Source organism: Treponema sp. OMZ 799 (genome assembly GCF_024181365.1).
Lineage (GTDB): Bacteria > Spirochaetota > Spirochaetia > Treponematales > Treponemataceae > Treponema_B.
The window spans coordinates 2080715-2096114 of the sequence record NZ_CP051301.1; the positions used below are offsets into that span (position 1 = coordinate 2080715).

The window sequence follows — 15400 nt, forward strand, 5'->3', positions numbered from 1 at the left end:
AATATGGGCGGATTTACAAGTTATACATGGGTAGATAATGCATTACTCGACGGAATGGATTATTTTTCAGGAGTATTCTTTTACTTTTTAAATATAGCAAATAAACTTGCCGTTATTGTTGCTTTGGTCGGTATAGTAATCAACTGTATTAAACTCTGGTTTGGAGCTATTGCAGTTAGAAAAATGGCTATTTCAACAATTTTAAATTTTATGCTTTTTTTGGGTGCCATAGGTCTTTATAATATTGCAGTAGGAACTATTGCAAAAACTGCAACTATATGGGGTTCTGAGGCCGGAGGCGGTAAAGCTGTGGTTCAACAAAACTTAGTCGCCTTAATGGAACAATGTGAACATGATTTAAAGGTTGCAAAAACTATCGAAAATATGAGTCCTGAACAGGCTCAAAGCTACATAGCTCAAAGAAAACTTAATATAACTCAAAAAGGTTTGGGTTCAGGAAGATCCGAAAAGAAAAACTCTCCTTTTGCTGATGGTGTTGTAGATAAAAACGGGCCTGAAGAATATATGAATAGCGTAAATTTGTATAGAACAACCGAGCAAAATATTGCTGCGGCTCAAGCTAATATAGATGCTTTAAAAGCTGTTTTATCTCCTACAAAAATTAAGGACAAAAACGGAAATCTAATAGATACATATTTTCTCGATGTTATGATTCACGATACAAAAGGAGGCGGCTCAAATTTTATAAGCCCCGCTTCTTTTTTTAAAGTTTCTATTTTACTTGCAAAATTACTTATGCAAAGAGAATTTAACTATTTAACAGTTAAGATTGGAAAAGCTCAAGATGAAGCCGATCAATCATGGAATCCAATTAAACCACCGCGTGCCATAGTAGTTCTTAGTGCTATGAGTTTTTCTGATTATGGAAATATTATCTTAACCTTTATATGCGGCATCGCAATAGTTTTTGCTGCAATTTTTGTTCTAATGCAGTATTGTATGGCTATTTTTGAATATGCAATCGTAACAAGTATTTGTATTGCTTTTATCCCTTTTATTTTGGCAAATGAAACAAAAGCTATTGCAAAAAAAATATTACCTTCCTTTTGGGGACAGGCAATAAAACTATTAATTTTAACAATTTGTATGTGGTTTGCCATGTATCAATATATTTACCTTGCTGCAGGACAAATGGGAGAAGATTCTGCCGTAGATTTAGGTGTCTTTGCTTATATTATGTTTACTATAATCCTTTCATTTGTCGTTACACAAAACGGGCCTCAAATTGCAAGGACAATTTTAACAGGAGAACCTCAACTATCTATGGGAGAATTAGTTGCTGCAGGTGCGACTGTTGCAGGAGGTGCCGCTGCCATAGCTTCAGCTCCTGGACGTATAAAACAGGGAGTACAAAAAACCGCCAGTGCTGTAGGAGGAGCTATAGGGAAAGGGGCAAATATGATAGGTACCGGTGCAGGTATGATAAAGGAAGCTAGAAGTGCAGGAGCTGCTGCACGGATGGAAGCTTCAGAAAAAGGTTATTCCTTACAAGAACAAGGTACCTATGGAAGAAAAGCAATGGGAGCCGCCATAGGCGGACACATGAAAAATGCAGGTAAAAACTTTTTACATAATCTTTCTCATGCTTCAGCTACCAAAGATAACAGAAACGGTGGTAGCTATAGAGGTTCAACATTTAATAACCGCTTTGACGGTCATGAAGGAAAAGTTCCTCATACTTCATTTGTTCAGGCAAAAAATGCAGACGGAACAAGTCAGACATTAAATGAATACATATCAAGTATGGGTAAGGCAGGAGAATCTATAGGAAGGGGTATAGTTCCTGATAATAAAAATGTCGATCCGTCCCCGGGTTTTGAAAGGCCCGGATTACCGCCTCCTAAGCCGGGGTTACCTACTCCAAAACCGGAACTTCCGACGCCTAAAGAATAAGCAAAATTTTAAAAAATAGGAGATAAAAAAATATATGATGACATATTATAAAGAAGAACCACCAAAAGAACTCAATCCTCAATTTAAGGAGTATGATAGGATTATTGGCTTACAAAACAAGGAAAATAGAACTTGGAGGATAATCGCTGTAGCCTCTTTATCTTTTCTTTTCCTTTCACTTCTTTTATTGCTTTATGCAATTAAATTACCTAAGACTATCCCTATGGTAATTACGGTTTCAGAGTATGGTGAAGCTAAGTATGTAGGAAATGTTTCAAAACTTTCATACTCGAATATGAAGGTTCCCGATATTGCAATTCAATATCAGATTAAAAGGTTTGTAACAAATATGAATACCATTACAAGCGATGCTCAAGTTATGAAGCAAAATATTCGCGATTGTTACAATATGCTTTCAGGAGACGCAGGCTTAAAATTAAGTAATATTTTAAAAAATGATAATCCTTTTGATAAATTCGGAGATATAAAGCAAAGTATTTTGCTTGAATCCATTTTACAGTTATCTCCTCAAAGTTATCAGGTAGACTATATTCAGTCAAAAATAACAATGACAGGAGTAGTTACGGATAGAACCAGATACCGAGGTATTATTTCTATAGCATTACTTGAGCCGCCTGAAGACAAAAAGATAGAAAACCCACTAGGGATTTATATAAGCGATTTTGATTTTACAAAAGTAAATACTTTAACACAAGGAGATAAATAAAATGAAAAAGATTTTTAGAGTAGTTGCAATTTTATTAATTGCCGTAAGTTTTTCAGGTTGTACTACAACCAAGGATATGGAACCTTTTAATGAGCTTAAAACGGAAGCTTTAGACGGTGCTGTTTCCTTACAAGAAGAAGAAAAAAAGATTGAAAAAGAAGATGAAGCTTTGATGGTGGAAGCTCTTCAAAAACAGGTAGATATAGAAAAAACTATAGTCTATATTGAAAAGCCTGTTTACCGTCCTATTGAAGATAAGACAAATGAATTAGCTCGAAAAAAACTTGACGGCCAAGAAACCGTAAAAGAAGCTATGAGATCGGCTTTAAAAACACCTGAAAGGTATTCATCAGGAAAAATGTTTTATGATTTTGATGAAAATTTTGTGTACGAAATATACTGTGCTCCATATCGTATAACCGACATCGAACTTGAGCCCGGAGAAGAAATCTTGGAAACTCCTTTTGTATCGGAGCCGGAAGTATGGCAGGTTGGAGCCGGAGTTTCTAAATATAAAGGTCTTGATGTGCAGCACTTTTTTGTAAAGCCTTCATATTCTAAACTTACCACGACTATGATTATCATAACAAATAGAAGAATATATCATATTCTTTTAAAAAGCTTTAAAGATGATTATATGGCTATGGTTAAGTGGAATTATCCGATTCAAATGCCTTACACAATTAAAAGTGAAATGGCTCATCCCGACTCAAAAATAAAAACCGTACTTGAAGGAATATCTCCCGAATTTCTTTCTTTCGATTATAAGATGAAATACTCGCCTTTTAAAAAACCTATATGGCTTCCTACCCGTGTTTATGATGATGGAAGAAAAACATATATAGAGCTTGACGAGAAGGTTTTAAATGCGGAGCTTCCAGCACTTTTTGATCAGAAGAATAATATCATCAATTACAGAGTAAGAAAAAACATTCTTATAGTTGACTCTTTAATTACTAAGGTTACTTTGAAATTAAATAAGTCAAAAGTGATTATTGAAAAAAAGAAATCAAAGTCTGAAGTAACGAAATGAGGTAAATTATGAGCGATGAAAATAATATTTTTGACTTGGATCTAATGAGTCAAAGTCAAAATGAAAACATTGAAGAAAATGATTATTCTCCTATTGATAATGAGCCTTCGGCGAGTCCTGATTCTATATTAAGCAGTGAGGATACGCATACAGGCCCAAATGATGATATTTTAGAAAGTAAAGATAATGAAAAGCAGAGTGAAGCTCAACAAATACCTTCAGAAGAAACTAAAAATGAAGAAAGCAAGAAAAGTCCTGATGATGTTATAAAACAAAAGAAAAAAGGTGCTTTAAAATTAAATAGACAGCTTATTTTAACCATTGTCGTTTCTTTGTTTCTTGCTCTTATGCTGATTACTTTTTTAAGTACTGGTAAAAAAGAAAGTAAAAAAGATGATGAAAAAATAAAATCGGCAGGTGAGGCTTATATGCCTGACTTTGAAGCTATGGCCGCTTCGTCATATAATTCTGCCGTTTCAAATGATACGGCACCTGATGTAAATGCTCCTTCAAAATTTTTTGAAAGTAATGAAGATGCTTTGATTGCCAGTGCCAATTCAAAAATGCCTGACATAAATGAGGTAGGTAAAGCTCCTGTTTCAGAAAATCAAAGAGGCGGTAGCGCTCAAGGTTATTCACGGCCTGATACAAGAAATAATCCTATCCAAAAACAAATTCAAGGTATTAAAGGTTTAACTCCAACCGGAAGGCAAACCCAAGGGTATGAGGGACAGATAAATCAATCATACGGTAATCAGGAACAAGGCTCCAACAATCCGTATTCACAGTTTAATTTACCTTCCAAAGAGGATTTTATAAAACAAATGCTCGCCTCCCAAGGTATACAAGGGGGATATTTAGAAGGATATGGTAATAATAATAACAATGCAGGAAAAGAAAATTTCTATAGTAAAAATATAGGCTCAACTTCACAAGGCGAATTCTTAAACTCATTATCTTTATGGCAGGGCACTATTATTCCTGCGGTTTTAGTTACGAGTATAAATACGGACTTACCCGGTAATATTATCGCTCGTGTTACAAAAAATATTTACTCTTCTCTTGACGGCCGATTTTTACTTGTTCCTCAAGGAACCCTGCTTTTTGCAGATTATAACTCTTCGATTTCTTATGCACAAAACAGAATTCAAGTTGCTTGGACCTACATGATTCGTCCGGACGGTTTTGCAATTCAACTCGGGAATATGGGAGGCGTCGATAATCAAGGTTTTGCAGGTTATAAAGGACGAGTTAATAATCACCCATGGGCTTTTTTAAAGGGTATGCTTTTGGTGTCGGCTATTTCAATTGCAGATACGGATTTAAATGCTGCTGCAAAAGAATTTCAAACCGATCCTTATGCAAAAAATATAACGGAAAGATTACAAGACCCTTATAAAAAAATAACCAATAAAATAATTGATAGAGCTTTGGATATCCAGCCTACAATTACTATAAAGTCGGGTATTGGTATCAATATATTGACCAATACAAACCTATTTCTTCCGCCTGTCGAAATACCGGAAGTTACACAAAAATATATTAGACATTAAGGAGGTCTAAAATGAAAAAGATTAATTTTAAGCTAATCGTGTTTTTTACAGTATTATTTATTGTAAATATTTCAAGCTGCAGAATGGCTATTCAAAGTCTTCTCGGTAAAAAAAACGGTGAAGAAGAAACATCATCAGTACAGCTTGATCAGTTAAGCTGGAGTAAAAGTTCTATAGAACTTAAAATCGGCGGAATGGATCATATTCTTTTAACAGCCAAACCTGAAAGTAAAAGAAATGAAGCAAATATAGTATATGAATATAACTCAGCTATAATCAATTTGATTACCGATTCTAGAGGTGTTATTGTAGAAGGATTAAAAAAAGGCAAAACTACTTTGTCGGCCATAAACGGCAGAATTAGAACAACATGTATAATTAATGTTTCAGGCTACGATGAAAATTACGAAAAAGAGCCTTATATTTATTCTACAAGCAATATAATTCAGTTAAGGCCGGGTACTCAAGAGCGTGTTGCAGTATCTCTTTATGGAGGTTCTGCAGAAGACAGTCAAAAATTTACATGGAAAAACGAAAAAAATGAAGTTGTAGAGATTGCTCCAAACGGACAGTTCTGTCTTATCAATGCAAAAAGTGAAGGAAACTCTAAGATTACAATTACTCATCCTAAAGCAGCATATCCTTATACAATACTGGTTTATAATTTGCCTGATACTCAAAATGCAACCTATATAAGCACAAATGAGAATGTTATTACGCTACAAAAAACTAAAGGCGAAAAAGAAATTACGGTTGTTATGGAAAATCCTCCTAACAATTTTAATCCTGCTTTATTTAAATGGGAACTTATACAGAATCAAGGAGAGGTATGCTCAATAGATTTTAATAGAGAAAAATGTGTCATTACTCCCTTAAATGCAGGAACGGCAATGATTAAAATTTCTCATCCTGCAGCTCCATATCCATTAGAAATTTTAGCTAGAGTTGTAGAGCTTGTAAAAAATGTCTATATCACCCCCTCCGATACATTTGTTGAAATTTCAGGGGATGAAACTAAAACAGTTTCTTTAAAACTTGAAGGAACTTCTGAAAATTATGATGTAAATGAATTTCAGTGGGATATACCGGATAATGAAGTTATAACTTGCAATCATTATGGAAACGAAATTCTTCTTTCAGGAAAGAAGAATGGAATGGTTAAAATAACGGTATCTCATCCTATGGCAGCATATTCTCGCGATATTATGGTTAATGTAAAAAATCAAACCTCAGATGCCGTAGATTCATCTCATTATATCACTACTTCTCAAAACTATATACGGACTAAAGTCGGGGCAGAAGCAATACCTTTAAATATCCTTCTTGTAGGAGGAGAGGTCGGTGATCAAAAGAAATTTAAATGGACTATAAAAAACACTCCAAAAATCACAGGGCAGAAAGTTATTGATTTTGAAACAACACACGGTGAAGTTTTTACCCGTTCCGCTGTTTCTTCATATGAAGACGGTACAGGATATATTACTCCTATTTCAGAAGGCACGGCCGTTATAGAGATTACTCATCCTAAAATCCTTTATTCTACTGAAGTATTAGTAAAAGTTTTATCTTCTTCTGCCATATTAGAGGAGCCTTTTTATTTTACAGGAATTCCTATTGTAAGGCTTTTAAATGGAGCTGAACAAGAAGTTAATATAAATCTTCACGGTAAAAATAAAACCGATAGCGATAATGCAAATATTATCTGGAATACTGAAAGTTCTCATATAACCGTTACCGGTAATGGAGAAAAAGCCGTTATAAGGGCTACCGGGCAAGGCTCCCATGTATCTCATGTTACGGTTTCTCATCCTCGCTCAGATGTTGATAAAAAGATTGTAGTATTAACTGCCGATACTCAAGAAGAGCTTGATAAAATGAAGGCTCTTTATGCTTATAAACAGTCTTATAAGATGAAAGTTGACGATATTTTAATTATTCAGGCAGAACAAACAGGTTTTAATGATGAAGAAATTAAAAATTTCACATGGACTTCTTTAAATCCGGACATTTTAAATTGTGAACCTTATATTGATGAATCAGGTAAAACATTTTATACACTCACAAAAGTTAACGGATTAAAATCAGGTGAAGCAAAAATACTTTTAAAATCAAATTTACCTGATATTCCTAATCTCACTTTTGATATTACTGTTTTACCCAAAAATGCAATTATTGAAGCAGAACCTGATGAAGCTTATTTGACTACATTTCAAAATGTTGTTTCATTAAAAGAAAAAAATGAATCGGCTAATGTCGAGGTGTCTGCCATAGGTTTATCTTCCGATAAATTATCAGGAATTTCTTGGACTCCGGAGAAAAATGGTATTGTTTCTATTAACTCACAAGGCAGCTCGGCCGTTTTTACGGCTCTAAAGGAAGGAGAAACAAAAGTTTTCGTTTCTCATCCTGAGTGCCAAAATAAACTTACTATTCATGTTAAGGTAGGAAAAGAATACATTTTTAATAACAACGATAAAACTATCTATATTTCAACAGATATAGATACTATTCTTGCAATTAAAGATGAACCGGCAAAAAAAATTACGGCAAGACTGGTAAATTATTCGGATTTTACAAATGAAAAGTTTAAATTTGAAATCGATAAGCCGGATATTGCTTCCATATCCCAAAGTGATGACTCTTGTCTTGTTAAGCCTATTAAGGCAGGTCAAGCCCTAATTACCGTCTCTCATCCTAAAAGCAATTTTACTAAGTCGGTTTTGGTTGTAGTCGGAAACAGTAAAGAGGAGTTGGAAGGATTTTCTTATCTAACTACGGCAAATAACGTTATTACTGTTACAAAAGGTCAATCCAAAAATATTTCCGTTGCAGTTATGAACTCTCCCGATGTTATAATTGATGGTTATTCATGGGAATCAAAAAATCCTGAGATAGCAACAGCTCAAGGAGTTGGGGCTAATGCTATTATTCACGGAAATGAAGTAGGAACTGCAAGAATTAAGGTTTCAAACACTAAATGTACATATCCTCTTGAACTTATTGTTATTTGTGTTGACTCTTCATCTGCCGTTTTAAATCCTTTCATAAGCACTGCAACTAATATTCTAACTTTAAAAGCTCAAGAAGGTTCATCTCCTTGGACTACATTTGCTGCAACTCTTGAAGGCGGTTCCGAATTTGATCAGCAAAATTTTAGCTGGCAGATAGAAGATTCAAGCATAGTACAGATGTTCGGACAAGGTTCTTCTTGCAAAATGAGAGCAATTAAGGCAGGTACTACTCGTCTTATTATAAGTCATCCAAAATCAGAACATCGCTGCTATGTATTACTAATTTGTGATGAGGCAAAGCCCAATAAGTATTTTATAAGTGTTCCTGAAAATATTATTTCAATGAAACCTAATCAAAGTGAAATGGCTATTACAGCTTCTTTGGTCAACGGTGATATTGAAGATAAATATGCTTTTAACTTTTATGCCGATACTTATGATGTTATTGAGCTTAATTACTCTGCTAATGTTGCAAGCATAAGGCCTATAGGTCAAGGACAAACAACAATCCATGTAACACACCCGAAAGCCGCTTATGAACAGCAAATCATTGTAAAGGTTTCTGAATATACCCAATTCGAATTCGGTATGGAGTATTATAAGCTTACAAAAGGAAAAACGGGATATGTTTCTATGCGTGTTCCTGTTACTTCCGTTCCATGCCATGTAGAATATGAATCCTTAAATACAAATATTTGCATGATTGAAGGAACCAATAAAACTGCACAGATTACAGGCCTTGCTCCGGGAAATACTAAAGTAAAGGCAAAGCTTGTCGCTACAAAAACGAATATTGTTCAAGCAACAGCGGAAATGCTTATAAATATTGAAGAATCGACGGAAGACTTAATTTATATCACTACAACAAAAACCGTTTATTCGATTGAAAAAGGAACTACGACTACGATAACCGCTAATATCACAGGTCAAGGAATAGGTACGGTCGATCAGCAAAATCTAAAATGGAAGTCAAGCGATCCGTCAGTTATTAAGCTGGTCGGAGCTTCTACAACAGGTATTGCTGCAGGCCCGCAATGTATGCTCCAAGCTTTAAAAGCCGGTGAATGTACCGTTACAATCTCTCACGATAAATGCAATACAGATTTGATAATAAAAATAATTGTTCCCGGAACCGATGATGTCGATATTTCTTTAAATAAAACCTATATACGTCTTGAAACAGGAGGCAGAACTGAAGTTAAGGCAAAATTAACTAATGCAAAGCCCGAAGATTATAAAACTATAGAATGGTCTATCGAAAAGCAAAACGGAAACGTAATAGCTGATGTTTTAGGAAAAGGTGAAACCGTTGCGGTTTTTGCAAGAAATGTAGGTAAAACGGTTCTTCACGCTCGTCTTCCTAACGGTAAAGCTGCCGAATGCGAAATTATAGTTGAAGCTTCAAGGAATATAAGTTTTGCAAGTCAGGAAATATTTGTAGAACCGGGACAAACTAAAACCGTTAAATATACTGTTGCTCCTGAAGATGCCGGTATTACTTGGACTACAGATTCCGATAAATATTTTGATTATTCCGTCGATGAACATACAAAGACGGTTACAATTACAGGCAAAATCGAAGGTTATGGAAGACTTACAGCTGTAACTCAATACGGAAATAGAGCAACTCTCGCAGTAAAATGTTCTTGGAATTACAAATTCTCGATAGATAAGTCGATTATAAAAGCAGAGCCTAAGGGTGAGTTTGTTATAAATTATCAAGTAACGCCTGAAGATGCAAACATAGAAGTTGTTTTATTAAACAATAATACCGACTTTATAAAATGGACAGTTGATGAACTTCAAAAAAAGATTACTATCACTCCCATTAAAGAAGGTGAAGGTAACTTATCTATTACTGCAAAAAATCCGAGAGATGGAGATAAGTTGATTGGAACAAGAACTTGTAACCTTGAGCTATTATACAAGCAAGTAAATATTTTACCAAAAATTATAAGTCAAAAAGGTATTTTTAGTAAAATAAATGATAACTTAATCGTATTAGGGGACGGAGAAGACATTGATATTAAATTCGATTTCGATAAGGAAAATGCTGATGTAAGTATCTCAACCGTATCTTTTGAAAAGACTCCTAATGGCGAAGCTCAAAAAATTGTATTCAAACCCAATGAAGATTACAATAAATTTAATTTAAAGCACACCCATGATAATACGGTAAAGGTTTATAAAATTACTCATAAGCCATACCTTCTTTATGAAGGCAGAAAGTCGTATTTTAACTGGATAAAAAATGGGGATAAATACTTTATAAATGTTGACTTGAATGATTATAAGGACTTAAATACGGTTATACCTGCACAAACAGTACAAACAACAGAGCGGGCGCCTGTATTGAGACATAAAGATGAAACTGGGAATCCTTATGTTGATTATATTGCTGCAACTTATTATAAAGACTATTCTTCATATATTCTGAAATTTAAAGGTTTTTTTGTTAAAAATGGCAATATTTATTCTTTGTTCCAATCTCATTCATCTTTTACTGTTGTTAAAAGAAAACCTAAATTACATTTGCATCAAGAAACATATTATTATACAGACCAAAACGGAACAGAGCATGAAGCTGAATTTAAAGCATATGTATGGGATGAAAGTAGTTATGAAACATCTCTCCCTGAAACTATTACGCAAGCTGCTTCTCAAGAAAATATCGTATCAGATAAAGTTCGTTATGAAAAACTGGATAAGCCTGTATATATCGATAAAAACAAGAAAAAAGAATATCCACAGTATTTTTTACCACAAAATGACGATTTTTGTCAGCTTTGTACTCTCAACGGAGGTGAGGAGTATAATAAAGAAGTGATTACTCCTGATAAAGTGATAACAGATGATGTACAGGCAGGGTTTATTATTGTAAATTACTTACATAATAATAGACAGTATACAAAAAAGATACCTGTAAAAGTCGAGGTAAGAAAATGTAATATTAATTGTACTGAAAATTAAGTTCTTTAAATAAAAATGCTGCCCCTTAAAGGCAGCATTTTTTTATGATTAAAAAATTTTATTAAGGGGCAATTCCGATTTCAACTCGTCCTTCTTGTTTTGCATAAGGATGAGTTACTTTGATAATAGGCGAAGTACTACCGTCTCTGCCAATTGCCGTAATTTTTATGTAATTTTTATTAGGTTCGATTTTAATAAAATCTTTTCCTTCAATTATAGTCCACTCAAATTTAGAATTATCTACTTCTAAGGAAGGAGATGTTTTTGTTTTTTTTATTTCAACCCGTAAGTCAAGACTATCGCCGTTGTTTATTGAATACCAAAAAGGACTTGCTTCAAAAGTATCATCTCCCACTATTACGAAAAAAATATCACCTTTTTCTTCTTCCGGAATAGTACCTGAATTTTCTTCTTTTGTAATATGTACTACTCTTTGTATATATGAAAGGGCTTCGGGATGATTTATTTTAATCATAGCATTTCCGATAAATGTCTTTTTTGCCGTAATTTTTACGGTATTTCCATTGGGTACAATATCAATAGCATCGGCACCTGTTACAATTGACCATTCAAATTTAGAGTTATCCACTGTTACGGGTTGATCATTCCCATCTGTTATTTTAGCCTTAACTTCTACAGTCTCTCCGACTTTTACGTTTATTATATCGGGATCAAGAGAAATATGCTTCGCTTTTGATGCCAAAGCTGATGCCAGATTTTTATCACAGCCCACAAATACAGTACTTATCAAAAGTACAGCCAATAATAATAAAATTACCTTTTTCATTCTTTATTCTCCTTGTTCAATATTTTTATTCTCAATATTTTTATTCTTTTTCTTAAATAATCCAATTATAAACTTCACAAGACTAATAATTGCATATCCTATAAGCCCTAAAAACATGCCTAATATATAGGGTATTGCAGTTATGCCCTTTTTAATAATTTCAATTATTAGTGCGATGGCAAGACATACTATAAATCCAATTAAAAGAACATCACCAAACCAATTGTCGTTTATTTTTAAAACTATGATTGCAATAATCCATATAATTCCTAAAAAACCACCAAACGAGATTCGTTTTTCATTTTCTTTTTTCGATACAAAAATTCTCTTAAAAAGCTTCTTTCTTTCCGCTTCTTTCTTTTTCTTTTCTTCTTCCAACCTATTATATTCTTGTTGCCGTTTGGCCTCTTCAAACGCATCATCACTCATTTTTTTCTCCTCTTATGATATTATACTTTAATCCTCAAAAATAAACCAGTCAGTTGGATTGATTTTTGGTGAAAATTCTATCATCCTTTTAAATGTTAAAATTTTTGTCTTACCTGTTTTTAGTTTATATATGGCTTGTTTGTCAATTTTTAAGTCTAAAAACTCATCTTTACTCAATTTTTCAAGCTTCTTAAAGCCGAGTGTGTTTTTTAGTTCTGCCTTTTCAATCGTTATTGTCTTTATTTTCTTTGTCTTAGGTTTTGCCTCATCGATGCTTGTAAACCATAATATAGGGTGCATTACCTCACAAAGTGCAAGGATTATATAATATCCGGGGGCTCTTTCTCCGGTTGCCATTCGGTAAACATCGCTATTCGGAATATTATGCTCTATACAGAAAGAACGTAAGGTTCTCGCCTTTATTCTATCAATCATAATTTGCTGTGCATAAGAGATGTTTTCTAAACCTTCCGACGGTACTATTTTTATAAGCTTTTCTATGTAATACTCATTTGCCATCTTTTCTAGGCCTTCCTTTACCACGGCGATTAAAGAATTTTTCAATATCGGATTCTGTATAAAGGTAGATTTTTCTTCTTCCATCTCCAATATATTTTACTCCGTTCTTTTCAGCCCAATTTGTAACATTACGCCTGTTTTCAGGCGGATTTTTCCTGTTACAAACTTCTTCTGTCGTATAATATCCGTCAATCATAGATATAATATACCACAGTAGAGCATTTTTGTCAATAACTTTTATCGGCTTTTTATGCTTCTGTGGTAAAAATATCGTGTTTTTGTCGAAAAAAGTGAAATTTTATTAAAAATTTGTAAAAAAAAGTATTGACACATAAGCAAAAAATCGGTAAACTTCAATTACAATATATTTTTGTTAAGTATTTTTTTTTATTTATAGCTTTGATGTAGGCTTGGATACATCATAAATAATATGATTTCATAATATAAGCCAGCCTTTTAGGCTGGCTTTTTTTTTGGAGTAAAAATATGTTTGAGTTATTTGATTTAACCAATTTGCATGTTTTAATACAGGTCTTGTAACATCAAATTATGAAAGAATTTTTGCTGTATTTGAAAAAAATAAATATCCCCGTGAAGATAAACTCAATCAACTTTTCTTTAAGAGCTTCAATAAGCAAAGTGATTATTCTTTATTAGGAGTTTTTGCTAATAATTTACCGGAAGCTGCAAACTATTTTAGCGACCCAAAAAATCTTATTTTTGATACTAAAATTCCCATTATAGCTGACATAGATCATATAATTGACGATAATTCTGATAGATTCCCTAAATATTTGGATAATATTGATTTAAGAAGACGACAACTTGAAGGTGCTGTTGAAGAAGTAAAAAAAAGAATTATAACAAACTATACTATAGCAATTCCGCAATATTATGATGGAAAAATTCAGCTGTTACTTCCGTTATGCTTAACTCCGGGCTCCCCCAATGCGGATTTAGCCCTTGTTCTTGATAGAATGGGGGAAGTATATAGAGCAAATACATGTTTAACAATACAGATGGCATATAATAATGCTAGGCTTATTGTAAAACCTTACAGTTCATGGTTACGCCCATAATTTAAAAACTTAAAAATCTCTTTAAAGTGTATGTAATGCTTGATATAAAATAAGGTAATCTATGATATAAAAATAAACAGGCTAAAAATAATAGTACAATTTTTATAATCTTGAAAGCAGGGCCTATAATACTGCCGGTTTTTCGACGTGAGCGGCTTGAGCTTGAATCCATGAAAGATATGATTATTCTGTTATCTTCACTGTCGTTCCTGTTGAAAAACATACCCTTTCTCCATTTTTTTCTCAAATTCCGATACTTTATTTATGAACCCTATGTTTACCGGCTCTTTTATTTTGCAGCCGATTATAAGTTTTCCGGTTTCTTTATCGGCAGAATGAACTCTTATAGGCTCCGTAATTAAAAAAAGACAAAGTACAGGATTGATAAACATAAGTTTTATTCCTAAAACGGATGATATAAGAGTTAAACTTTCAACTTCTCCGGTTTGAAATTTCGGATAATAAAAACTTATTCTTATACCGTGCATTGATACATCTTCAATTATACAATCATATTCAAATCCAGATATAACAACCTTCTGTTTTATATTATCCAATCCGAAAAGTCTATAATTTTCCCTGCTTACTTTTAACCGTAGACCTTGCCGTTTTTCTGCAGAACCGTACTTTTCCTTTAGTACATTAATTTTATATGAGATACTTAAAGGTAAAGGTTTTATAAAAAAGATTATATATTGCTTATATTTTTGATCAATTTTTTTTATTTTGCATGGTACTTTTATAAATTCATTATCTGTTTTTAATATTTCAAGATACGCCGATTTACTTGTAAAATTATTATCAAGCCCTATATATATTCTCCAACAATCATCATAAAATTGTACAGGTAAACAAACTACTTTTTTGTCAGTCGTTATGCTTATATATACCGCTTTTATCTCTATATATTCCAATATTTCTTTTGTAATAGTCAACATCTTTTACTCCTACAATAATCCATATTTTTTCATCAATAAGTTTAATTTAAATCGATTTAGCTTTTTTGAATCGGCTAAAATTCCCATTTCATAATAAAATTCTTTCGGAAAAAATAAATAATCTTCATTTGTAGTTTTTCTCAAATAATAAAAAGCATTTTTTGTAACATCAAAAACCTTTCCCATACCTCGAAAAATTATGCAGGCCGGCGTATCTGTACAAGGAAGTTGAATTTTATCGCCCACGCCCTTGGTATGTAAAATATAAAGCCTTCGATGGTTGGGATATGTGTAATATAAGACTAAAATGGCAGAGTCAGAAAAGCTTAAATATAAGTCTCCCCGGCTTGTGTTTTCCATATCAATCAAAGCCCCTTCTGCAAAAACTGAAAATCCGTCTCTCTCTTTAACCGGAATAAAAACTTTCATGATTTATATTG

General features: G+C 33.2%; 11 protein-coding genes and 1 pseudogene. 6 read left to right on the top strand and 6 right to left on the bottom strand.

What is annotated here, in order from left to right:
- Window positions 1-3 precede the first annotated feature (3 nt).
- From E4O04_RS09680 to E4O04_RS09700, 5 genes are read left to right on the top strand one after another with little or no spacing between them, the layout of a single operon-like run.
- Window positions 4-1914 carry a TrbL/VirB6 family protein gene (locus E4O04_RS09680; protein WP_253707635.1) on the top strand — a complete coding sequence of 637 codons (1911 nt, stop codon included), beginning with the start codon at window positions 4-6 and terminating at the stop codon, window positions 1912-1914.
- Window positions 1915-1948: 34 nt separating this feature from the next.
- Window positions 1949-2641, top strand: coding sequence for a VirB8 family type IV secretion system protein (locus E4O04_RS09685; protein WP_253707636.1), 693 nt, complete (start codon window positions 1949-1951; stop codon window positions 2639-2641).
- A gap of 1 nt (window position 2642) precedes the next feature.
- Window positions 2643-3674 carry a TrbG/VirB9 family P-type conjugative transfer protein gene (locus tag E4O04_RS09690; RefSeq protein WP_253707637.1) on the top strand — a complete coding sequence of 344 codons (1032 nt, stop codon included), beginning with the start codon at window positions 2643-2645 and terminating at the stop codon, window positions 3672-3674.
- 8 nt (window positions 3675-3682) lie between these two features.
- Window positions 3683-5227: a TraB/TrbI/VirB10 family type IV secretion system protein gene (locus E4O04_RS09695; protein ID WP_253707638.1), complete on the top strand. Its 1545-nt coding sequence runs from the start codon at window positions 3683-3685 to the stop codon at window positions 5225-5227.
- Between the two features lie 11 nt (window positions 5228-5238).
- Window positions 5239-11208, top strand: coding sequence for a hypothetical protein (locus E4O04_RS09700; protein ID WP_253707639.1), 5970 nt, complete (start codon window positions 5239-5241; stop codon window positions 11206-11208).
- 61 nt (window positions 11209-11269) lie between these two features.
- Here E4O04_RS09700 and E4O04_RS09705 read toward each other — a convergent pair whose 3' ends face one another.
- The 4 genes from E4O04_RS09705 to E4O04_RS09720 are packed head-to-tail and all read right to left on the bottom strand — an operon-like array spanning window position 11270 to window position 13139.
- Window positions 11270-11995, bottom strand: a complete 726-nt coding sequence (locus E4O04_RS09705; RefSeq protein ID WP_253707641.1) for a hypothetical protein — start codon at window positions 11993-11995, stop codon at window positions 11270-11272.
- Window positions 11996-11998: 3 nt separating this feature from the next.
- The gene (locus E4O04_RS09710) at window positions 11999-12424 is read right to left on the bottom strand and encodes a hypothetical protein (protein WP_253707643.1); all 426 of its coding nucleotides are present in this window, start codon (window positions 12422-12424) and stop codon (window positions 11999-12001) included.
- A 27-nt stretch (window positions 12425-12451) separates the two neighbouring features.
- The gene (locus tag E4O04_RS09715) at window positions 12452-12943 is read right to left on the bottom strand and encodes a hypothetical protein (RefSeq protein ID WP_253707645.1); all 492 of its coding nucleotides are present in this window, start codon (window positions 12941-12943) and stop codon (window positions 12452-12454) included.
- Complete coding sequence (locus E4O04_RS09720; RefSeq protein ID WP_253707647.1) at window positions 12933-13139, bottom strand: hypothetical protein; 207 nt, start codon at window positions 13137-13139, stop codon at window positions 12933-12935. Before E4O04_RS09720 ends, E4O04_RS09715 begins: the two co-directional genes overlap by 11 nt.
- A gap of 325 nt (window positions 13140-13464) precedes the next feature.
- Here E4O04_RS09720 and E4O04_RS09725 point away from each other — a divergent pair.
- A pseudogene (locus E4O04_RS09725) lies at window positions 13465-14022 on the top strand (DUF3825 domain-containing protein); the annotation flags it as partial.
- 197 nt (window positions 14023-14219) lie between these two features.
- Here the strand turns inward: E4O04_RS09725 and E4O04_RS09730 are convergent.
- Window positions 14220-14960 carry a PilZ domain-containing protein gene (locus E4O04_RS09730; RefSeq protein WP_253707649.1) on the bottom strand — a complete coding sequence of 247 codons (741 nt, stop codon included), beginning with the start codon at window positions 14958-14960 and terminating at the stop codon, window positions 14220-14222.
- Window positions 14961-14969: 9 nt separating this feature from the next.
- Window positions 14970-15389 carry a hypothetical protein gene (locus E4O04_RS09735; RefSeq protein ID WP_253707651.1) on the bottom strand — a complete coding sequence of 140 codons (420 nt, stop codon included), beginning with the start codon at window positions 15387-15389 and terminating at the stop codon, window positions 14970-14972.
- Between the last annotated feature and the right edge of the window lie 11 nt (window positions 15390-15400).